20 protein-coding genes are annotated in these 22,826 nt (G+C 35.6%); 10 read left to right on the top strand and 10 right to left on the bottom strand.

Annotated elements, in window-relative coordinates:
- The first annotated feature begins 416 nt into the window (after nt 1-416).
- The 6 genes from ACTXGU_RS12070 to ACTXGU_RS12045 all read left to right on the top strand — a co-directional run bounded on the left by ACTXGU_RS12070 (nt 417) and on the right by ACTXGU_RS12045 (nt 2,459).
- The gene (locus ACTXGU_RS12070; protein WP_443481772.1) at nt 417-638 is read left to right on the top strand and encodes a spore germination protein; all 222 of its coding nucleotides are present in this window, start codon (nt 417-419) and stop codon (nt 636-638) included.
- A gap of 112 nt (nt 639-750) precedes the next feature.
- The gene (locus tag ACTXGU_RS12065) at nt 751-978 is read left to right on the top strand and encodes a spore germination protein GerPB (protein ID WP_443481771.1); all 228 of its coding nucleotides are present in this window, start codon (nt 751-753) and stop codon (nt 976-978) included.
- 17 nt (nt 979-995) lie between these two features.
- Entirely contained in the window at nt 996-1,601 is a 606-nt protein-coding gene (gerPC, locus tag ACTXGU_RS12060) for a spore germination protein GerPC (RefSeq protein WP_443481770.1), read from the top strand.
- A 5-nt stretch (nt 1,602-1,606) separates the two neighbouring features.
- The gene (locus tag ACTXGU_RS12055) at nt 1,607-1,786 is read left to right on the top strand and encodes a spore gernimation protein GerPD (RefSeq protein WP_443481769.1); all 180 of its coding nucleotides are present in this window, start codon (nt 1,607-1,609) and stop codon (nt 1,784-1,786) included.
- 2 nt (nt 1,787-1,788) lie between these two features.
- Entirely contained in the window at nt 1,789-2,217 is a 429-nt protein-coding gene (locus tag ACTXGU_RS12050; RefSeq protein ID WP_443481768.1) for a spore germination protein GerPE, read from the top strand.
- 23 nt (nt 2,218-2,240) lie between these two features.
- Nucleotides 2,241-2,459 carry a spore germination protein gene (locus ACTXGU_RS12045; RefSeq protein ID WP_443481767.1) on the top strand — a complete coding sequence of 73 codons (219 nt, stop codon included), beginning with the start codon at nt 2,241-2,243 and terminating at the stop codon, nt 2,457-2,459.
- Between the two features lie 301 nt (nt 2,460-2,760).
- On the opposite strand, the gene ACTXGU_RS12040 is transcribed toward ACTXGU_RS12045, so the two are convergent.
- Nucleotides 2,761-3,228 (bottom strand): hypothetical protein, encoded by a 468-nt coding sequence (locus tag ACTXGU_RS12040; protein WP_443481766.1) that lies wholly within the window; start codon nt 3,226-3,228, stop codon nt 2,761-2,763.
- Between the two features lie 116 nt (nt 3,229-3,344).
- On the opposite strand from ACTXGU_RS12040, the gene ACTXGU_RS12035 reads away from it, so the two are divergent.
- Both ACTXGU_RS12035 and ACTXGU_RS12030 read left to right on the top strand, forming a co-directional pair.
- Entirely contained in the window at nt 3,345-3,974 is a 630-nt protein-coding gene (locus tag ACTXGU_RS12035; protein ID WP_443481765.1) for a hypothetical protein, read from the top strand.
- Nucleotides 3,975-4,357: 383 nt separating this feature from the next.
- Nucleotides 4,358-5,194, top strand: a complete 837-nt coding sequence (locus ACTXGU_RS12030) for a S8 family peptidase (protein WP_443481764.1) — start codon at nt 4,358-4,360, stop codon at nt 5,192-5,194.
- A gap of 127 nt (nt 5,195-5,321) precedes the next feature.
- Here ACTXGU_RS12030 and addA read toward each other — a convergent pair whose 3' ends face one another.
- From addA to ACTXGU_RS12000, 6 genes are all read right to left on the bottom strand, one after another.
- Complete coding sequence (addA, locus tag ACTXGU_RS12025) at nt 5,322-9,068, bottom strand: helicase-exonuclease AddAB subunit AddA (RefSeq protein WP_443481763.1); 3,747 nt, start codon at nt 9,066-9,068, stop codon at nt 5,322-5,324.
- Nucleotides 9,055-12,552 carry a helicase-exonuclease AddAB subunit AddB gene (addB, locus tag ACTXGU_RS12020; protein ID WP_443481762.1) on the bottom strand — a complete coding sequence of 1,166 codons (3,498 nt, stop codon included), beginning with the start codon at nt 12,550-12,552 and terminating at the stop codon, nt 9,055-9,057. Before addB ends, addA begins: the two co-directional genes overlap by 14 nt.
- 351 nt (nt 12,553-12,903) lie before the next feature.
- Nucleotides 12,904-13,458 carry a signal peptidase I gene (gene lepB / locus ACTXGU_RS12015; protein ID WP_443481761.1) on the bottom strand — a complete coding sequence of 185 codons (555 nt, stop codon included), beginning with the start codon at nt 13,456-13,458 and terminating at the stop codon, nt 12,904-12,906.
- 257 nt (nt 13,459-13,715) lie between these two features.
- Complete coding sequence (locus ACTXGU_RS12010) at nt 13,716-14,342, bottom strand: TVP38/TMEM64 family protein (RefSeq protein WP_443481760.1); 627 nt, start codon at nt 14,340-14,342, stop codon at nt 13,716-13,718.
- A gap of 64 nt (nt 14,343-14,406) precedes the next feature.
- Entirely contained in the window at nt 14,407-15,351 is a 945-nt protein-coding gene (locus tag ACTXGU_RS12005) for an LCP family protein (RefSeq protein ID WP_443481759.1), read from the bottom strand.
- 345 nt (nt 15,352-15,696) lie between these two features.
- Entirely contained in the window at nt 15,697-17,682 is a 1,986-nt protein-coding gene (locus tag ACTXGU_RS12000; RefSeq protein ID WP_443481758.1) for a S9 family peptidase, read from the bottom strand.
- Between the two features lie 527 nt (nt 17,683-18,209).
- Here ACTXGU_RS12000 and ACTXGU_RS11995 point away from each other — a divergent pair.
- On the top strand, nt 18,210-18,596 hold the full coding sequence (locus tag ACTXGU_RS11995; RefSeq protein ID WP_443481757.1) for a hypothetical protein: 387 nt from the start codon (nt 18,210-18,212) through the stop codon (nt 18,594-18,596).
- Here ACTXGU_RS11995 and ACTXGU_RS11990 read toward each other — a convergent pair.
- A complete protein-coding gene (locus ACTXGU_RS11990; RefSeq protein WP_443481756.1) occupies nt 18,593-19,147 on the bottom strand; it encodes a competence protein ComK in 555 nt (184 codons plus the stop codon). The genes ACTXGU_RS11995 and ACTXGU_RS11990 overlap by 4 nt on opposite strands.
- Before the next feature lie 186 nt (nt 19,148-19,333).
- Here ACTXGU_RS11990 and ACTXGU_RS11985 point away from each other — a divergent pair, with 186 nt between their 5' ends.
- Nucleotides 19,334-19,567, top strand: a complete 234-nt coding sequence (locus ACTXGU_RS11985) for an IDEAL domain-containing protein (protein ID WP_443481755.1) — start codon at nt 19,334-19,336, stop codon at nt 19,565-19,567.
- Between the two features lie 600 nt (nt 19,568-20,167).
- Here the strand turns inward: ACTXGU_RS11985 and ACTXGU_RS11980 are convergent.
- A complete protein-coding gene (locus ACTXGU_RS11980; RefSeq protein WP_443481754.1) occupies nt 20,168-21,445 on the bottom strand; it encodes a M48 family metallopeptidase in 1,278 nt (425 codons plus the stop codon).
- Nucleotides 21,446-21,683: 238 nt separating this feature from the next.
- Complete coding sequence (locus ACTXGU_RS11975) at nt 21,684-22,673, bottom strand: lipoate--protein ligase (RefSeq protein WP_443481753.1); 990 nt, start codon at nt 22,671-22,673, stop codon at nt 21,684-21,686.
- Nucleotides 22,674-22,826: the final 153 nt, after the last annotated feature.

Below are 22,826 nucleotides of genomic sequence, written 5' to 3'. Positions count from 1 at the left end.
CTGTCTTTTTCTTTCTTCTATTTCATCGTGCAAATTTTCTATTAAACCTCTTTCATAAACGCTCTTTTCGTATAGATTGTTGTTATTTACCCCGCAGCCTGAATACACTTCGCTTTCCGCGGACGAGTGCCGATCCTCCTCGTCGCTATGCTCCTGTGGGGTCTCGTCTTTCTCGCTTTTCCTGCAGGAGTCTACGTGTATTCAGACTGCTCAGTGCTTCAGTCATGTTTATTATTTTATTCAAAAACAACAAACTTTTAGAAAACAACTTTCATAAAATACCTTCTTTTTGTAATAGTCCAAGCTTTTCATTGAATAAGCTTAACTTGAGAACATAATTTGATTTAGGCGAATGTATCACCACTCTAGATGCTCAACATAGTATGTAGAAGAATCTTATGTAAAGGATGTTGATCATGCCAGCTATTGTTGGAGTGGCTCAAGTAATTTCCGTTGGGAGCAGTTCTATTTTTAATATTGGAGACGTCTATAAAATGATGCCCATCTCTAACGCCAAAACGTTTTCCGGATCTGGTTCTTTTAATACGGGAGATGGATTAAATATAACCAATTATCAAAGCTCAACCAATACATTTGATAATGATGGAGTCGATCAAGGCAACTATTTGAACGCTTAATAAGGATGTTTAAATAGTCACCAAATAATAAGCGGCGAATCTCTTCGTTGGCTTGCTTCTAATTTGTTCCCTTTTTGAACACATATTAATAAAAGAATTAAAGGTGATGTGGATGAATTATTTTATACAACAGTCAATTACGATCAATACGATTAAAATTGGCGGGATAACGAACTCTTCTGTTTTTCAAGTAGGCAGTGCAGGGATTATTAAGCCAGCTTCTTATTTATATAATACAGGAGGTTTTACCGAGGCAGCTCCTGAATATCCTGGAGAAGTTGAACCCGGGGCCGAACAAGGTTTAATGTATGCACCTTCTGTTCCTTTACAAGCACCGTAACAAAGGAGGTCTCCTTTATGTCCCAAGATTTTTACCAATACAGTGAAAAGATGCGTTCCTACTTACAATACCTTGAAGGAAGGATAAAGAAGTTAGAACAAACCGTTGCTGCATTAACGAATGAGCTAACATTGATAAAAGAAAAACCTTCTGTTCATATTGATCGGATTGATTATAGCTTTGATCAGTTAAAAGTTGAAACGTTAGAAGGAACATTAAACATTGGCCTCAACCCTGCAGATTTAGAGAAAATTGAAGAGTTAACTGTTAATCAAAAAGGTTCCTATTATCCATCACCTGATCCGAAACAAGTACTGACCCGTTCCATGGAAATAGAAGAAGCCATGCATCAATTTATTCAATTGGAATTGCCTGAAATTATTATCAATAAACAGAAAGAACTTGGGCTGGAAGCGGATGAAGCGTATATCACTTTTATTCAAGAAGATATTACAAAACAATTGCAAACGAGAATAACCTATTATCTTCAACAGCAGCAACGATCAAATGAAGAAGATCCAAAGATATTTTCTGAAAAAATTATTGCCTCATTAAAGGAAGAGATGATCAATGGGGTTCATTTATTTTTAAGTAATATTCCAGAAAACATGAAGGGGAGATAAGACGAATGAACTTTCAAGTTTATAATCGAGATTTACAAGTTGGAGAGATTCGAATTGTCGGGGTTTCCAGTTCGTCCATCTGTTTAATTGGCGATACACAAACGATTCAACTTGCTTCCACTTTTGATACTCCTGCTGAATCGTTAATTATCGGTCCATTTGTTCCGTTGTTCCCGAAAGGATAATTATGTTAGAAAGAACTTCTGTTGTCGATCATATAAACTTAAACATTCTTTCTTTTTCTTCTTTTTTTGAGATCGGGGATGCCTCCTACTTTCAGGCATCTTCTCGGGCATTAGCAGTACAAAGGCAAAAAAAACTATTTTACGGGATAGAAGGCTCGTTTAATGACTACCCCGTTTTTTTTGAACCAATCCCACTTCCACCTATACAGGAAGATATTCAATGTCAATTTGAAAATAAGAAGCCTATTATTAAAGTAAAACATATTAATATTATTGCTGTATCTGCTTCTTCTTTATTGCAAATTGGCAATTGTGCGAATATATATGCAGAAACAAGAATCAAACATATTAGGCAGCTATCAAATCCACAAGCAGAGCCAGATGGGGATTCCCTAATAAAACTGCAAGCTGCTAATGGGCAGCTTAATTAACTTTTTTACAAGGAGGAATTATTTTGCCAGCTATAGTAGGTCCGGTACAAATTGTGAATGTTACAGATGGAGTAGTACAGTTTGGAGACTCCCTATTTATTTCACCAAAAGGAAATTCGAAAGCTACATTAGGGTCTGGAACATCTAACACAGGAGCATTCATCATTACAAATAATGGTATAAGTGCAAGCAATTATATTGATACTAGTCTTCTTGATCAGCCGAATGTTGCCAATAACTAATTGGAAAAAGGGGCAGAGCTACACCTGCCATATAATGTGCGGATAAAATTTACCTGCTATGTAACTTGCTTTTTATCCTTATATTAAGAAGAAATAACTTCGTTTACACCTCCGTTACGTATTTAGGGCTTACTTCTCAACTAAGAGAAGTAAGCCCTATTTGGCGTGGATTAGTAGACTTCAGTATTTGATTTAAGCAAGATAGAATTATATATTTATCGTACTAAATTATTAAGAATCTCCATCTAGTTATCTAGTTTGGTCAACTTTTGTTATGAATAAGAGCCAACAGTACTTTTAATTATTTCTTCACCATAATGGTATGAAGTTTTTTAGATAATATATACACAACATGAATTAACAAATATAAAACCAATAAAAAAGCTGAAACATACAAGTAACCTTTGCCTTTGATTATGATGTCATTAAATACAAGAGTATAAACAATAACATATAGATAAAAAAATGCAAACATTAAAAGTGTTTCAGATATATATCCCCAAAATCCTTTTTTTAAATTTAATATTTTAGAAAATATAGTATCTACTATTCCAGTTACTACCACTGTAACAGCGAAGAATTGAAAGATGATTTTTATAGTTGAAAATGTACTTAATGCATCTATATATACATCTGACGTTAATGACACTGTATATATTACTAAGTAAAAAAACAAAAAAGGTACCAAAATGATAGCTAAACACATTAAAGACACAGTTGTGATTGCAAAAATATGATCTGTAAGAGAATGTTTTTTCTTTTTACTCATAATTACAAACGAACTCCTTTTAACCTTTTTTTTACAATATCTTCACTTACAAAAAAAGAATATTTGGTAATATGTTACTTGTGTTTAACATACTATAATATTTAGGAGGTTTCAAGATGACTAGACAAAATTTAATAAAGGGAGTTGTTTTAACGACTTCTCTAGCAGTTCTAGGCAGTAGTTTTGCACCAGTTTCATCTGCTTTTGCAGCTGAAACTAATCAACCTATTACTAGTACAAGTACTGAAGTTCAAACAGGTATTGAAACACCAGAATCTTTAATTGAGTACATAGAAGAGGAAAAAGCTATACAGGAAGAAATTTTAGAAGAAGACCTTTCAACTGAAGAGTTTTTAAGTGCAGAAGTACCTTCTGATGTTCAAGATACAAAAGATTTTATTCAATATGCTACGACTACAGATGAATTTCAAGTTTATATAGGTGAAGAAGTTGATCCGAATCAAGGTGAAACTGCTGAAGCGTCAGGTGTAATTGGTGGTACTTTAAAAGGTATTAAAGCCTTTGGATGGATTTGTAGAGTAGGTGGGAAAACATTAAAATATGCTATTAAACCTCTCTCTCCTTCAAAAGCCAAGTTAGTAGATCATTATGCTAGAAAAATAGCTTATGCAACTGAAAGACTTGAAAGTGGTACGAAAGGAGCTTTAATAAAAGCTTTAGAAAAAGCTGGAGTTCCTGGAAAATCCGCTCAATCATTGGCGGAAATTATTTTATGGTTAATATAAAAATAGGTAAAGATGCTATCTTTTTAAAGTCATCTTTTTTACAATGGCTCTTTTCGTATAGTATAGGTTGTTGTTAATTAAACCGCAGCCTGAATACACTTCGCTTTCCGCGGACGAGTGCCGAGCCTCCTCGTCGCTATGCTCCTGTGGGGCCCGAGTCTTTCTCGTTTTCCCGCAGGAGTCTACGTGTATTCAGGCTGCTCCGTTTCTTTTTTTACTCACAAACAACAAACTTTTAGAAAACAGCCTTTACAATAAAGAGGTGAAACACTATAAAAACAAGAATTTTCAACATAATACTGCCTATCGTTCTAATATTATCTTTAATTGTTATCCTTTATATAATTGTAAAAGACACTTCAAAAAACGAATCTGTAGTTCATTTGCAAGGAAAGTCTAATAAAATAGAAGAAAGCCAAAAAGAAACTTGGGGATTTAAAGATACGGTGATTAATTCTAATGCAACAAATAATAGAGTCAAAATAGCGATATTGGACAGTGGGATTAATAAACAACACCCTGATTTAAAAGGACAAATTTATAAAGAGTTTAATGCTGTAAATTCTCAAGAACCAGCTGCAGATCATTTTAATCATGGAACATCTATAGCTGGTATTATCGCTGCAAAAGATAATGTAATTGGTATTAAAGGTATTTCTCCTAAATCAGAAATATATTCTGTTAAAGTTTTAGATGATAATGGAAAGGGATCTATTGACACTATTATTAAAGGAATTGAATGGTCTATTAATGAAAAAGTTGACATTATAAATATAAGTTTTGGGATGAAAAATAATAATCAAACATTACATAATGTTATTAATAAAGCCGTTAACAATGGAATAATAGTTGTAGCATCTAGTGGAAATAACTACATTGGCGATATTGATTATCCAGCTAAATACAGTAATGTCATTTCAGTTGGTTCTGTAGATCGAAACCATAAGCGAGTCAAATTCTCACCTAAAGGCAAAATTGATATTGTAGCCCCGGGAAGAGAAATTCTTTCTACCAATAACTTCAATGGTTATTCAACATTTGAAGGCACATCCTATTCAACTGCTTATGTAACAGGTTTAATCTCATTATACATTTCCCAGAGTCCTAATAAAAATTTAAAACCAGAAGCTGTATTTAAGCTGTTGAAAAATAAATCTTTAGATCTAGGAACTAAAGGGAAAGATGACGTATACGGATATGGTCTGCTGCAATACAAGTAACTTATGAAGTTAAGGTACTAAAAATCTATTAAACTTGTACATATGGATACTACTAGGAGTACTGCCACATCACCGTCCCTCTAAAAAAATGCTGCCCAACATTTTCGATTGTTGTAGCAGCATTTTCTTATTTTCCTTCCATTTTTAATATATGGGCTCCATCAAAGAGAAATAAATATTTTTCTGTGATTTTTCGTTTCAGCATTTTTTCTAACGCTTCTGTATATAGTTGTATTTGCTTTTGATATCTTGCTTCTAATACTGGTTTTGCTTCTTCATATCCACCTTTAAATTTTCCGGTAATCGTATCTGTTTTATAATCAAGCAGAACGGAACCTTCGTCATCCTCAAAGTAAACATCGATGATGCCTTGAACAAGGATAGGCTCATCTTCTTCGGTCCAATCTGGATATACTTCGCTTGCCCGGTAGGAAATATTAAACGGAATCTCTCGCACTAGTTTCGTTGCACGAAGCATTCTTTGGCCAATTGTTGATGCAAAAAACGATACAATCGCCGTCGGATCGATTGCTTCTGCCTGCTCTACTGTTAATAATTCCTTTTTTGTCATCTCTCCCAACAGCTCGGCAATCGATTGTTCCGTGATTTCTGTTTGCAGCGGAATATGCTGCATCACCATATGCATCGCTGTTCCTTTTTCAGCAGGACTTAATTTTTTTTCTTGCATAAACCTCGGTCTGTTCCATATCGGTTTGCTCCATTTTTTAACAATCTCTGTTCCACTTTCTTCCTCTTGTCGTTCCCTCTGTCTTTTCAACTCCGAAACAGATTGTTTGGCACGATACACCGTGCTGTCTATATGGGCATACTTCCATGCAAAGGTTTGCTCAAGCTGATCCTTATAAGGCGATGTGCTCGCTACTTTTTGACCGCTCGTTACTTTTTCCAACCAGTTTTCTTGCTCTTCCTCTTGATTTATGGTAAAACTGAGCACCTCTTCTTTTGAAACAATCTTTACTTCCCAAGAAGAAGAATGTCCTGCTATTTGGTCATACTCCCTCCAGTTGTCTAAGTGCAGCAGGCTGCATTCTTTATGCCTTACTAATGCTGGACCAATCCAATCTAAATACGAATTGGCAGATGCTCGGTCAAATTCATTTAACAGCCAGTTCCCATGCCCTGTTGCTTGCGCCCATTTTTGCTTCGCTTTTTCCGTATCTTTTACCGTGCCAATTAATAGTAACTTTTCTTTTGCACGAGTTAACGCTACATACAATACGCGCATTTCTTCCGCCAATAGCTCCATTTTCTGCTTTTTCTTAAAAGCAATTTGCGCAAGAGAAGAGTAGGATATACGATTTTTTATATTTATATATTTTGTTGCAAATCCCAACTCTTTGTCCAACAAAAACGATTTTTTTAAATCCATCGTATTAAAATTTCTGCCGATTCCAGCTAAAAATACAACTGGAAATTCCAAGCCTTTACTGCTGTGAATCGTCATAATGCGGATAACATCTTCCTGTTCCGTTAATGCCCTTGCAGCACCTAAATCATTGCCTCTATCTCTCATTCTTTCGATAAAGCGCAAAAATCGAAACAGGCCGCGAAAAGAGGTTTCTTCATATTGTCGTGCCCGGTCATATAGTGCACGCAAATTCGCTTGGCGCTGGTTTCCACCCGGCAATCCTCCAACAAAATCGTAAAAATGCGTGTCGCGATATACTTTCCAAATCAGTTCAGATAGTGCACCTTGCCTTGCCTGCGTGCGCCAATCTCCTAGAAGATCGAAAAATGGTTTTATTTTATCATATAAAGCTTCCTCTTTATTAGCTGGTTGATGAAGATAGCTTTGCGCTGCTTCATAAAAAGAACCTTGTTTTTTCGAAATTCTAATTGTACTTAGTTCTTCCTCATTAAGCCCAACAACGGGTGAGCGTAAAACAGACGCCAATGGAATATCTTGATACGGATTATCGATTACTTTTAAAAGGGACATCATAATCGTTACTTCCGTTGATTCAAAATATCCTGTCGTTAAATTAGCATAGGTCGGAATATTATATTGCTTTAACTCTTCCATTATTTGCGGTGCCCATGTCATCGACCGAAGCAAAATGACCATATCTTTATACATAATCGGCCGGTACGTTTTCGTTTTAGGGTCATATACTCCGTGTTTTTTTTCTAACAGCTCGTTTACCTGCTTAGCAATCACCCTTGCTTCTAACTGCGATTGCTCCAGATCCTGTGCGTCATATTCTTCATTACCTTCTTGATCTTCTGCAACTTCCGCTTTTTGATTAATGAGCAGCACTTCAATTGGATAGGAAGTTTCTTCTGGATAAGCAGCTCCCTTCACAAGCTCGGCGCTTTCATCGTATTCGATTTCGCCGACTTTTTCGCCCATTATTTGTTTAAATAAAAAATTAGTGCCGTGGAGTACCTCTTTCCTGCTTCTGAAGTTTTTCGCTAAATCAATTTTAAAGCCTGCATCATCGCGCTCCTGAAAACGAAGATATTTAGATAAAAATAAATTAGGTTCTGCCAACCGAAATCGATAGATCGACTGCTTAACATCGCCGACCATGAATAGATTACCGGTTGCTTCATCCTCTTTCGTTACTAGCTGAAGAATCGATTCTTGCACTAAATTCACATCTTGGTACTCATCTATTAACACTTCTTTAAACTGCTCCCGATACTCTAGTGCGGCAGGAGATGGCATTAATAAACTTTCTCTTTTTGCAGATGGATCATTTAATATTTCCAGACAATAATGCTCTAAATCTGCAAAATCGACTAAGCTTTTTTCTGCTTTTGCTGTTTGAAAACGATCAGAAAACGCTTGAACAAGTCCAACAAGTGTTTCGACATACTGCTTCATTTCTTTCATATCTTTTAAAAAGCTTTGCGGCATTCTCGAAAATAATTCGCTTTGCATTTCCTGAAGAATTTTTTTTGCCCGCTCTCTTACTCGTTGTCCTTCTTCAATTAAAGAGGGATCATATTCATCCCCTTTACAAGGTTTCGCTCGGGAAAACTTTAATGATTGCATCGCTTCATACAAAGTCTGCCAGCCATCCTGTTTCGCCTGAATCAACACTTCTATCAGTACGAGATCATCAGAAAAATTTACTGCCCTTGGTGCAGGACCACCCGGAAGCTTCGTCAGCTCTAGGCCGTACTGTAACAGCTGCTTTGCTCCTTCTAATTGAAGCTCTATATCCATCAGCAGCTCTTTTGCAAAAGGCAATTCCTCCACTTTGTAGTCTTCTTCGATTTCATACATGTTAATCACTGATGTTAAGTAATGACTCGGTGACGGATTTGCCCGGGAAAAATCATATACTTCCTGAATAATTCTTTGCAAAGCATCATCGCTACGGTCGCTTGTAAATGCATCAACAAGGTCAAAAAAAGCATCATTTCCGCTTTTTCCATATTCTTCTTCAAATAAATTTTCTAAGCATTCATCCCGAAGCAACTGTGCTTCTGTTTCATCCGCAATTCGAAAACCTGGATCAAGATCGATGACATAATAATATTTTCTAATTACTTCTAAACAAAAAGAATGAATCGTAGATATATGTGCTTTATTTAGCAGCGCCAATTGTTTTTTTAAATGCATAGAGCTTGGATTAGCATTAATTTCTTTTTCCAACACTTCTCCAATTCGATGCTTCATCTCCGCTGCTGACGCATTCGTAAAGGTAACGACTAATAATTCATTAACATTTATAGGCGTTTCTGCTACAATTTTCCGAATCATTCTTTCTACTAAAACGGCGGTTTTTCCCGATCCAGCTGCTGCTGCAACTAATATATCCTGTCCGCTTGACATAATGGCATTCCACTGATCATCTGTCCATGTCACATCACTTGGTTTTACAGGAATTTTAGCCCTTTTCATGCCTGTTCGCCTCCTTCTTCATTAATTCAAGCGCTTCTTCTTTTGAGTAGGTTGCCAATTGTCGAAATTGGTTGGACTCCATTGCTTCATCAAACTGGCATACAGGTTTAAATGAACAAAAAGTACAAGGCGTTTTTTCCTTTAATTTATATGGGGAAATGTCGACCGTTCCACCCGTGATTTTGTTGCCAGCTTCTACATACTTATGACGAACAAATTGTTGTAAATAGTGGAATTCTTCTTTCGATGCCACTTTTGAACGTTTTGTTAATGTTCCATCTGTTTTCATTCCAGCTGGGACAATGGCAGAATCTCCTTTTTCTAGGCTTGCATCCATCAAACGAATGACATTTTCTTCTCCGAGCATTAAACCATTCATTTTGAACTTTTTTAATAACTCTTCTTCGATTTCTTCTAATGTTAATATCTTTTTGCTTGTCAGCATCGGATTATGAACATGGAAATAAAGCACTCCAGCCGGATTCGCTTTTTTATCGACAAGCAATTGGCTGTTTGTAACGATTAAATCTAAATACGTAAGCATTTGCAGGGATAGCCCATAATACACTTCATTCATATTTAATTCATGTGCACTTGACTTATAATCGATGACACGCAAAAATACTTCGTTATCGACTTCGCCTTTGTCGACACGGTCAATTCTGCCAACTAAGTCCATTTTATTTCCGTTTTTTAATGGAAAAGAAAGAGAAGGAAGCTTCCCTTTTGGACCAAACTCCAATTCTAAATCAATTGGTGCAAAGCCGCTGAATTTCGCATGCTCACTTAAAATATACGAAGCCTTGCTGATGATTTGTTCGAGCTTTCTTTTAATATAATGATGTCGGTTTGTACTTAATAAAATTTCATTTTGCAGCTTTGGAGCCAGCATATCTACTGCATCCTTCGCCAAGCTTTCACATTGTTCTCTTGTTAAATCAGACCATAATAATTTTTCATGCAGAACGGTTTCGGCAATAAATTTTAAGGCAGCATGAAATAAATCGCCAATGGCCGGCGCCTCTAACCGAAATACTTGCCGCTCCCGAAGTTTTAAACCGTGATTGGCAAAATGAGAAAATGGACAGGACTGAAACAACTCCATTCTTGATACACTTGCCGTTATCGCTTCTCCATATAGCTCTGTACTTGTGTTTTCTGCTAATGTTTTCGTTGTATTTTGATACGTTAAACTAGAAAAAACCTTTGTTGCTGTATCTTTCCATTGGTGATTATCCATGTAGGCATTATAAACATCCCACCAAAAATCATAAATGTGATAATTTCGTTTCTTTAATTGCAGCTGTCCGGTTAAATAAGATAAACTTGTTTTCCATTGGACAGCATAATCCAACTGCCCTGCTTCTGCCAATTCTTTTGGATCTGCCATAAAATACAACGTATCGGCCTGCGGAAAAAGCTCTCTTATTCTTTTTACATAAACAGATGCTAATAATGACTTTCCTTCATCATTTGCTAATGGATACGTTAAATAAAGCCGATCTGATGGTGTTGTAAATGCTTTATAAGCGAGAAATTCTTCATCTAATAATTTTCTTTTACTTGTTGAGGCAATTTTCATGCCACTATTAATCAAACTTTCCCTATCACTATCAGCAAAGATCCCTTCATCAGCAAATTTAGACGGAAATACCCCCTCATTTAAGCCAATCACAAAAGCGACCTTTATATTGTCTAAACGGGATTTCTCCAAATCTGCAATCAACACTTGGTCGATGGCCGGTGGAACTAGTGAAAATCTAAGGGTATCGAGTCCAGCATCCAAAATGGCAGCAAACTGCTTGTTCGTTAATGGATCCTCTCCAAGCATTTCTACAAACTGGTCCAGTAAATCAACCACACTATTCCATGCTTGATCATGCTCACTCGCTTTCACTAACTCTCCCTTTTGCTCTAAATCCACCTTCCATTGCTCTAATTTTGTGGGCACTTCCAGTTCTTCTAAAAATAAATATAATGCTTCACATTTAGACCGACCTGACTTTGCTCGCTTTAATCTATTTCCTAACCGGTTTAATGGCGCAGTTAATAAAAGTCGTGTTTCATTTAACTCATTTTCTATTTTTCTTTCCTGATCTGTCTGTACACCTTGCTCCCAATCCAATCCGTAAAACCTTCTATATTTCCACCGTTCCTTTTTTGTCCACTTATCGCCTTTGATTCCGTAAGCTAAACAATAGTTTTCTAGATGATCGACCTTTTCCCGCAAGGCATCTTTTGCTTCATGCAAAGGAAACAACAATTCTGTTTTCATTGCCCGGAATACTGGCTCATATCTCCAGTTTGTCTCGAAAATCTCTAAAGTGGAACGAATCAATTCTATTAAAGGATGAAAATGCATCGTTCTTTTTTGGTCAATAAAAAAAGGAATTTGATAGTCTGTGAAAATAGTTTCTATTATATTTTGATATTCAGACATATTGCGTGAGAGCAAACTAAAATCCCGATAACGATAACCCTTTTGACGAATCAGCTTTAAGATTTCCCTCGCAATTCCTTCCACTTCCGCCCTCGGATTTACACTTTCTGCAAAATGAACAGCACCTTCCTCTTTATATGCTACGGATGGTCTGCTATCAAAATAAGCCTCTAAATGATGTAAAGATTTCTCGCTGCTTCTTTTTACCTCTTTAAGGACTATTTCTTCTACTTCAATCCCGAATTGTTTTGCCATCATATAAATCGTCTGAAACGTTTCTCCGCACATCCGAAATAAATCCAGTTCATTTGGTATTTCATCTTTATAAGGTTTATCTAAAGTAAATGTAATCGTTACATTTCTGCAAGTAGTCATTAATTGTTGAATAATTAAATATTCTTGTGGTGTAAAGCTGTAAAAACCGTCAATATACACTTCTGCCTTTTGTAAATAATCAGAAGCTGCTATATTTTCTGCGAGCAATCGAAAATAATCTTCACCATCAATATATTTTCCAATCACATGCTGCTCGAATTTTTCATAAATCAGCTCTAAGTCATGAAGCTTGTCCTCAAGCACTTTATGGAAACCTTCCTGATTGGATAACTCTTGCTGTTTAGCTGTTAATTCTTCCGGTGTTACACAATATCTTCTAAATTCTGTTACAAGCTGCTCTACTTGAGCTATAAAGCCATTTTTGTCTGCTACTTTTTTAAATAATGTTAAGTTCTCTTTATTTTCTTCAATAATTTTTCGAATTAGCATGCTGATGCCAACGCTATTTATGTGATAACGGCTAATTCCGCCTGTTTCTTGTAAAATTCTCCATGCCAGCCTTGTAAAACTGTATGTTTGTGCACGGAACATTCCTTCAACTTCAGCACTTGTAACTAAGCGTTGATCCGATAGAAAAGTCATTTGATCTGGCACTAAATAAATAATAGGATTGCCTTCTGGGTTTGCTAACAGCTTCTCACGAATTCCTTCTATACAACGAGTCGTTTTCCCACTACCAGCGCGACCAACTAATAAATGTACGGACATACTAACTCCTCTCCCATAACTTTTATACTTATTTATATTATATCATATCATACAAACGTACGTTCTATATCAATAAAAGACGTCCGTCTTATAGAAGAATGGCTATACAAAAAAAGAACCCGACTGAGTTCTTTCTTTTAGGCTGTTTTCGTATAGATTGTTGCGTTTAAACTCGCAGCCTGAATACACTTCGTCCGTTTAGCGAGCGTCGAGCCTCCTCGTCGTATACGCTCTGCTTAAGTCTCGTCTTTCTCGCTTCCCACAGGAGTCTACGTGTATTCAGTCTGCTGAGTACTTCTTCTCCCATTTTTTATGTAAAAAACAATAAACTTTGAGAAAACAGCTTTTCTTTTAAAAGGAAACTTGAAATTCATCCAACGGCCAATACCTCATGCTTACTTTTCCCACCACTTGATCGATTGGAATAAAGCCAAAATGCCTGCTGTCCCAGCTGCCTAAACGATTGTCCCCTAATACAAACAACATGTCTTTAGGAACCATTTTTTTGCCTGTGATTTCCTTTAGAGTGAAATCACCTGTCAATCTCCCTGCAGACACTTGACTTCGATAAGGATCTAAATAAGTCTCCTTATACATTTTCCCATTTATATATAAATGATCATCTTTGTATTCCATTTTATCTCCTGGAAGACCAATCACTCTTTTTACATAATCTTCTTGCTTATTTGCGTGAAAGACTATGACATCAAAATGCTTAAAATTACCAATTTTATAACCCATTTTATTAACAACTAATTTATTTCCATCCTGTAATGTAGGCATCATAGATTCGCCTTCTACTTCATAGTTGGAGAAGAAAAATGCACGAATAATGATAAAGATGATCCCCCCGATAGCAAGCGCCTTCAGCCATTCTATGCTTTCCTTCTTAAATGTTTCTTTCAAAAACGATCTCCTCCAAACCAATAAACTAATCCTGAATTTAAGTATGTGTTCAAAAGGCAACAAATTAGAAGCAAGAAGGTCGAGGCGGCGTAGCTTTGAGCAACAGCCTTCCACAGGATGTGGTGACTTCAACGTTGCTTACAGGACGTGAGCGTTTTTAGTTGAAGTTCCTTTCTAATTAGATACGTGAGTAGCGGAAAAGCAAGCCAACGAAGAGATTCGCCGCTTATCATTTGGTGCCTTTTTGAACTTCCTCTTTAAGCCTTTTCTCGTTCCTTTTCTTTTTCCTCACTAGCATGATTCATTTTTAGTTCCACTCGTTTTCCCACATACCAAAGTATAAATATCCCAATTGCTACCGGGATTGTACGCAATGGCTGTGCAATCATCGATTGTAAATCATATCCAATAAAACTAATGGTAAAAATCATCACTAGTTTTCCCGCAATGATTGCAAGAACATATTGACCGATTCCAATTCTAGATAATCCTGCGACAATATTGACAAGTGCAGATGGTGTAAAAGGAAAACATAAAAGAATAAACAATGGACCAAAACCATGCTTTTCAATCCAAACCATTAGCTTTTGCACCTTCTGATGATTTCGAATAAAACGCAACAGTCGTTTTTGACCATATTTTCTTACTAATAAGAATACTAATAATGCTCCTCCACATGTACCAATCCAAGAATAAAGAAAACCGAGCCAAAAACCAAATGCATTAACATTCGCCATAATAAATAAAAACAGTGGCAGAAACGGAATAAACGCTTCAAGCATTGGCAATAAAATTCCCGGAAATGGTCCAAAAGAACGATAGCTGTCAATTAACTGCATAATATTTTCAAGTGTAAACCATTGCTTAATTGTTTCTATATCCATAAATAAAAACTCCTTGCCACTCTTTACATAATCATTTGTGTATACTGGAATGCAAAAAATGCGTTCACTCTGCTAGAAATGCTTCTATCGCTTGTCTGTTTTGCTCTAAATCAACACTTAATACAGCCGCACCATTTACTGTTGTATTTTGAAATGTGCCATCTACAGGTATTCTTAACGATTCAACCTCTACATCCCTTTTTGTAATTAACTTATTTCCTACAACTATTAAATCTTTCGTATCCATGTCTGTGTTAATATAAGGCATCATAACACCTACAAGCTTTGGAAATTTGGCAACAGTTTGTACACTTGAAACCTGTGATGCTAGTGCTTTTAATGTTTTTTGCTGTCTTTCTACCCTTCCGAAGTCTGAGATGGCGTCATGGCGGAAGCGAACATATCCAAGCAATTGCTTTCCATTCAAGTTTTGCAAACCTGGTTCTAACGTAACACCTATATTTTTCGACATTTTCTTTTCTACATCTATCTCTACTCCATCTGGAAAAGCTTCATTAATCAATTCTTCAAATCCCTTAAAATTAACAATGGCATAATACTGCAAATCAATATTTAAATTTTCTTTTATCGTCTTTCTTAACAATTCGGGACCTTCTATACTAAATGCAGAGTTAATGCGACCTTGTCCATGTCCAGGAATATTTACATACATATCCCTCATTAAAGAAATAATTTTATATGTACCTTTGTCTGGATGATATTGTGCAATCATGATTGTGTCTGTTCGCGAATGTTTGTCTCCTTCACGTGCATCACTTCCTAACAAAAGGATATTCGTTCCACCATACTGGTCTTTTTCCCCATTAAATTCATAGTTGACCTTTTTACCGGCTCCATTCGCCATCGATTGCTTAACACCTTGTTTATATTGAAAATAACTATATGCTGCTGTCACCATTAAGAAGAAAATAACAAGTACAAAGAACACTCTCCCTTTTCTCAGCCTTCTTTTTTTACGCTTGCTTTTCTTATATTCTACTCTCTCCATCCCCATTTTTTTCCTTTCTTAATTCTTATTCTATTTATATAAGATCATTTATTGACCGAGTATATTTTTCATCCTGTTATAAACAATTCTTACCTTTACTTAACGTAAATACACTTTTTTTCTTCTCGAAAACCAAATTTATTTCTATTCGCATAAAAATAAATTGAATAGTTCTTTTTACTATCATATCAGAAAATACTCTTGACATCATTTTTTCTTCCTTTCCTTTAATAAAAAGGGCTGTCTAAAAGCCCTTAAAAATTGAAAAATCCACAGGAAAATAATTTTCCACGTGGATTTTTTTGTTTATATATTTGCATCCTTGTCACTTAAGGAAAGGGAGTGTCAGAAATACTCTTTAAACCAATTATTAATATAGTTTAACCTACTGATGCGCAGTGTTGGTTTTCCGCTTCTTGACAACTCATGGTTTGACTCAGGAAAACGAATAAATTTAGTTATTTTCTTTTGCCTTTTTAGCGCAATAAATAATTGTTCTGCCTGCTCAATTGGACAACGATAATCTTTTTCTCCATGCAAAATTAATAGCGGTGTTTCCATTTGATCGATATAGGCAAGGGGTGAATGTTTCCATAATGTTTCAATATCATTTAAATCTGCTTTTATTTGCCATTCGGAAAAATAATAGCCAATATCACTTACCCCATAAAAACTAATCCAATTTGAAATAGAACGTTGTGTGACAGCTGCTTTGAAACGATTCGTTTTCCCTATAATCCAATTTGTCATAAAGCCGCCATAACTTCCACCCGTCACTCCTAAACGTGTTTCGTCAATAAAATCATAGTTTGCTACTACATAATCTACTGCAGCCATCACATCTTCATAATCTTTTCCGCCATAATCACCTCTAACGGCATCAACAAACTGCTGACCATATCCATGACTTCCTCGTGGATTCATATATAAAACAGCATAGCCATTAGCAGTCAATGTTTGAAACTCATGAAAATAAGTGTTTGCATACATTGCATGGGGGCCACCATGAATTTCAAGGACAAGAGGATACTTTTCTCCCTCTTTAAAACCAACTGGCTTCATGAGCCATCCATTTAATTGCCAACCATCATTTGCATGGAACTGGATAGGTTCTGTATCAGCAAGGCTATATTCTTCTAAAAATTCACTATTAACATCTGTTAATTGTGTTAGTTCACCAGTTTCTAAGTTTAATAAAAATAAGTCTCCCGGATAGGTTGGTTTGCTGATTGCAACAACTGCTTGCTTTAAGCTTCCGCCTGTCGAAAGTCCATATACATGCTGGTTATCCATTAAAGACGGATAAACAGCGCCTGACACATTTCCAAAATAGACGATTGTATTTCCATGATCGCTGGCTATAAATGTAAAGCTCTCATTATCCGCCCCCCATAATATACCTGGCGTCACACTTCCTTGTTGGAAATCACCAACTACCGAATCTCCAACCTGTACATCCCATTCAGCTGTTAAGCATTGTAACTCGTCTATTTCTACATCGTATAGCCATAATTTAGACAATGTTGCATTCTCATACTCTCTTTCGTTGCCAATCAACCCGATTTTTTGACTATTTGGCGACCATGTTGCATCTTTAAAATACCCTGTACCACTCGTTATTTTTTTCCACACTTTTGTTTCCACTTCGTATAAATACACATCAGAAACAAAACTGAAGTCTTTTTCTTTACTTAAATTCGCAGAAACCGCTAAATATTTCCCATTCGGTGACCAGCTTTGTAACAAATAATCATTTTCTCCAGATGTAATTTCCTTTACCTCACCTGAATGAATATCTACAACAGCTATATGCTGAAAGCTTCCATCCCAAAATCCTGTACCGTCTGATTTGTATTTCATTTTGTCCACTTCTAAAGGAACGAATTTTTTTTCTGCTTCTTTTTTACTTTCTTTATCTTGTATACTATCATTTTTGCCAATTGTTGTTTGGAAGGCAATCTCCCTGCCGTTTGGTGACCAAACAGGATTTGTTGCACCATTCTTCACAAAAGTGAGTTGTTTCGCTTCCCCACCATTGCGGTTTAATATATACAGCTGGTTTTTTCCTGTCCGATTGGAAACAAAAACAATTTGTTTCCCGTCTGGCGACCATTTTGGTGAGTGGTTTCGAGCTTCACCAAATGTCCACTGAACTGCTTCTTCTTTTTTTTCTATATTTTTATAATAAATATTTGAATAATATGCATCCTTTTCTTCCGAGATAGATGTCACAACAAACAAACATTCTTTCCCATCAGCAGTTACTTGTGGATCAACAACTGATTTTAGATGATATAAATTCTCTGCAGCAATTTTCTTTTTTTCGCTCATCCCATTCTTCCTTCCATATGTATGTTACCTATTATTTCGACAATTGAAATAATATCCCTTCACATCTCTTGAATTTTCTTTTAAAAATAGGCTGTTTTCGTATAAATTGTTGCTTTTAAACGCGCAGCCTGCATACACTTCGCTTTCCGTGGGCGAGCGTCGAGCCTCCTCGTCGCATACGCTCCTGTGGGGTCTCGTCTTTCTCGCATTCCCACAGGAGTCTACGTGTATTCAGTCTGCTGAGTACTTCTGCTCCCATTTTACGTATAAAACAACAAACTTTGAGAAAACAGCCTAAAAATATCACTATACTAATGTTGCATACAAAACTCCCATGAAGACTCGTGCCTTGTCTCCACCATCTAACAAGAAAAAGGCAGATTCTAACCTAATAAAGGCGGCGTGAGAGGAAACTGGATGCCGGTTCCAATTACCACATATTGCCTACTTGAAAGAGAAAAAGAATTCATGTATCATATAAACAGAACATTTGTTCTGAATGTGATAAAAAGGAGTTGATTGATGTTATGACTCGCATCCCTGAAAAAGAAAGACATATTATGGAACAAGCAATTTATCTGCCAATGCTTTTAACTATACTTAATCGCGATCTTCTTGTTATAGAAAACAGCAGCTTTAAATTAAAACAGCCCTATATTGAACTTGTAGAAATCACGATGAAGACGATACAAACGGAGTTAAAAAAAACGAAGGCTTATATGAAAAATCACAATATGAAGATTCAAGAAACGAAACGGGATGATGCTTTTACGATGTTTTTATTCTTATACAATGGATATGAAGAATACCATAATTATTTTAATCCCCGCCTACGAAATAAGGTACAAGAATTATTGCAATTCTATTTATATAAACGATATACCATGGATACGATGCCAGAGATTATTACTTAATAAAGCTTATCTTTCTCAGATTTTTTGTAGTCATTTTCATTATTTTCGTAAAGAAATAATGTCTTTTGTATTTTATTCTGATTATAATTGATTACATTTTGCAAAGAGTTTGCTCTCATCATTTGATTATTAAGTGAATGCATCGAGATGCTAACGGATATTTGTTGTTGATTTCTAAAGATGACAAGAGTTTTTAATGGCGCAATTTTCTTCTTAGCTAAAATGTTATGTAAGGAAATCCAAACACAAGAAGAATTTGATGGCGAATGTGTAGGAAAAAAATAAATCGAATGGAGGGAGTCAATAACAATTGGTAGTTTATAATTATAGTTCATTAAGGCCCGAGTAGCATCCCTTCTTCCATCGTATGAAGAACCTAAAAACATACAACTTCTTTTTACAATGGTAGTAGGACATAAGATACAAAAAAATATATTCGGTCCTTCATATATTTTTGAATAAATTTTACCTTCCTGTGTAATAAAAGGCTCAATGGCAAGCGTATGAAAGTTGATTTCATACATTATTAAAATGTCTTTTAAATCCTCCATATTAAAGTCAACTCCTTTTTTTAATATGCAAACATAATAGCACTAAACTCCCAATAAATGTGTAATAGCACTAAATTTTCTCAATTTATTCATACTTTATTATTATTTTCTAAATATTTTTAAAATTAAATTGATATTTTTTTCATTCTTCCATATAATATTAAAAAGGTATCAGGGGTGAGTTTTATGAATGAAAAGTCGTACACTGAGTTAACGAAGTTAAGTACTATGAAAAAAAGCAAAGCAAAAGAAACTTATGTGATGGACCTCTACATTGATATGCTGCTTTCAGAAATCCAATTAAACATGGAAAAAGCAAGTTTAATGACCCTCATTGATAAAGCCATCGACGAACGCAACAAAGAAAAATTTAGTGAATTAAGCTTCCAGTTCAATCAATTATGTAAGCGCTTTGGATAATAAGAAAAACGGAAGCGCCCTGCTTAAACCTCTTGTCTCAAAAAGTGCTCTTTACTTTTAGAGACAAGAGGTTATCTTCACAGGAGCTAGACAGTTATCTAACTTTCAAAATTTTATGCTTTCTTATCTTCTAAAAAAGAAGGTGCCCTTTTACCAAGTGATTGATAACTTGATAAAAGGACACCTTCTTTTTTATAGGCTACCCTGAAAATAAGCTTTGTTAAAAGGGGTTTTCCGAAGCTTATCGCTCGCTTTCCGCGGGGCGAGCGCCGAGCCTCCTCGTCACTTTGCTCCTGCGGGGTCTCGCCTGTCTCGCTAATCCCGCAGGAGTCGAGCGAACGCTTCTCCAAACCAACATCATTCTTAGCTCTAACTCCTTCTATCTTCACGCTGAATGAACACTACTTATTTTCATCCCACATGGTGCGAATTTTGGGTGTCTCTGTTAAACGATAATGTTTTTTATAGGAAGGGAATCTACTAGACTCCTGCGGAAAAACGGGCTGGCAAGACCCCGCCGGAAAGGGAGTGGATTCCCTACCTTTTGAAAATCAACCATGGAATTTAACAGAGCCTTTTTATAAGCAAAATAACCAAATATTATTTGCTGCTGTTTTTTTGTAAAATACTCGCTTCTTCTAAAGTAGTAATTCTTTCTAGCATGGTTGGGTGATTATAACGAAATACTTTTACTAAAAACGGAGGATTCACTTCACTTAATCCAGACTTCGTTAACTTTTGAAAAGTTGATATACCTGCATCCGTATCTTTTGTTAAAGAAATAGCATATTGATCTGCTCTTTTTTCCTCGTATCTTGATATAGTGTTGGTGACAGGGCTTACTAAAAAAAAGAGCAGCGAAATTAATGCCAGCATTAATGGCAAAGAATGTATCTGTTCTACTTTCCTTATTTTTAAAGCTTTTCCCCATTTTTCTACAATGATGTGCATGAGTTTATAAATAACATATAAACCAATAAAAGATAAGCTTAAGGAAAGAGCAATTCCTATATAAATATGTTTTTCCACATAATGCGCCATTTCATGTGCCATCACAAACAGGATTTCTTTATCTTTTAATTTCGTTAATGTTGTATCCCAGAGAACAATTCTAGCATTGCTGCCAATCCCTGTAACATAAGCATTTAATGCATTTGTTTTATCAGACATATTTACTTCAAAAACATGTTCTGCCGGTATATTAGACTGTTTTGCCAAAGCTAGTATTTTTGTTTCGAGCTCCTTATTTTTTAAAGGCGTAAAATCATTATATAGCGGATCAATTACCACCGGCTGAATAAACATAATAAATAAAGTAAATGGAACAGAAAGCAGCCAGGCATATAACCACCAGCGTTTCGTACTTTTATTCATCAGCCAATAAAGAACCAATACAATAATAAATAAAAACCCAAAGTTCACCCAAAAATCAATCAACTCATCTTTTATCCAGGAGGTAAAGCTTTGCGTCGAAATGTTATATGTCTTTGCTAATGTATAACTACAGTAACTTAACGGAAAGCTTACAATAAATGCCGTTACACTCAGCCAAAATAAATAAATTCCCTTTTGCAGAAATGGAAATTTAACTGAAGCCTCTCCCCATTTTTGAAAAGATTTGGACAATCCAAACAATAAAATAAATATATAAAGAACCCAATCAAACGGAGTAGATATAAAGAATAGAAAGTTGCGTATTTTCGAGTACTCTTCACTAAGCGTGAGTTCTCTGCTATTTAAAAAAGTCGCTGGATCTGCTGCTGATCCCTGATATTCAAATGGCAGCGTGATGTGAGAATGGTAAAAAAGGTACCAATAAAAAAATAAACCGTACACCACATAAAATAAAGCGGTATAAAACCCAATTTTTCTAGCCATTCTTTCCCTCCTAACCTGAACAACCTCTATTAATTATTAGTCCAAAATTTTCTGTTTAGAACTAGAAATTGTCAAAATGCCAAGAAAGAACATCAGAACAAAAGCGCAAGCGTGTTGAACAGCTCTGAAGCTAGACAATTGTCAGACTTCAGAATTACATTAAGCTGATCACAACTCGTAACAATATCTAAAGCACTCCTTCTAGCTAGTAATCCAACCAATGGACAAAAAAAATTACTTAATAAATAAGATGCAAAAAGTCTTCTCTCGATACATTACCAAAATAATGTTTGATAGGTGTTTCCTCTAATGCCTTTTCTAACTCTGTCCGATCATAACGAATTCCAACTAACCTATTTTCTATATCTGCAACATTCCCGGCACCAAAGAAATCCCCATAAATTTTACAGTTTTTTATTACTCCTCGTGTTACCTCAAAACGTACATCAATTTGTCCAATAGGAAAACGATGAGAGTGCTGCAAATTAAATTTAGGAGATTTCCCATAGTTCCAATCCCAAATTTGGTAGCGTTCTTTAGAAAGGGCATAGATTTTTTCCCAATCCTCATCTGTCAATATATATTCTTGAATATTTTCTTCTCCTTCAAAAATATGAATTAAGATTAACTTACGAAATTCTTCAATAGTAATTTTTCTAGTAAGAAATTCCGTAATATTAGCCACACGGCCTCTTACTGATTTAATACCTTTTGATTCAATTTTGTCTTTTTTTACTTTCAGCGCAGAAACAATATGATCCATCTTTGAGTCAAAAAGCAGTGTGCCATGACTAAACATTCTCCCTCTTGTTGCAAATTGAGCGTTCCCTGATATTTTTTTTCCTTCAACAAGCAAATCATTACGGCCGCTTAATTCTGCATTGACCCCCATGCTTTGTAAAGCGTTTACTACAGGTTCTGTAAACTTTCTAAAGTTATGAAAACTGTCGCCATCATCTTTTGTAATAAAACTAAAATTTAAATTACCTAAATCATGATAAACCGCTCCACCGCCTGATAACCTTCTTACTACATGGATTCCATTGGCTTCCACATATTCTGTATTAATTTCTTCAATCGTATTTTGATTTTTTCCGATGATAATAGACGGTTCATTAATATAAAATAGTAGATAACTCTCATTAATATCTAAATTTTTTACTGCATATTCTTCTATCGCTAAATTAATACGTGGATCCGTGATTCCTTTATTATCTATAAAAAGCATTTTGGCACCCCTCTTATCCATGTTTCAAGTCTCTTAGCTCTAATAGTAACATAACTCTATTAATAGAGGTTGTTCAAAAAGTACGGGAACCATTTCTGTCGAATCTCTTCGTTACGTCGTTCCTTCAGTTCTCATGTAATAAACTGCCTATGT

The organism is Niallia sp. 01092 (assembly GCF_052318935.1).
In the GTDB taxonomy this organism is placed as follows: domain Bacteria; phylum Bacillota; class Bacilli; order Bacillales; family Cytobacillaceae; genus Niallia.
Note: the sequence above shows the minus strand (reverse complement) of the source record. Positions and strands in the feature narration are given on the sequence as shown.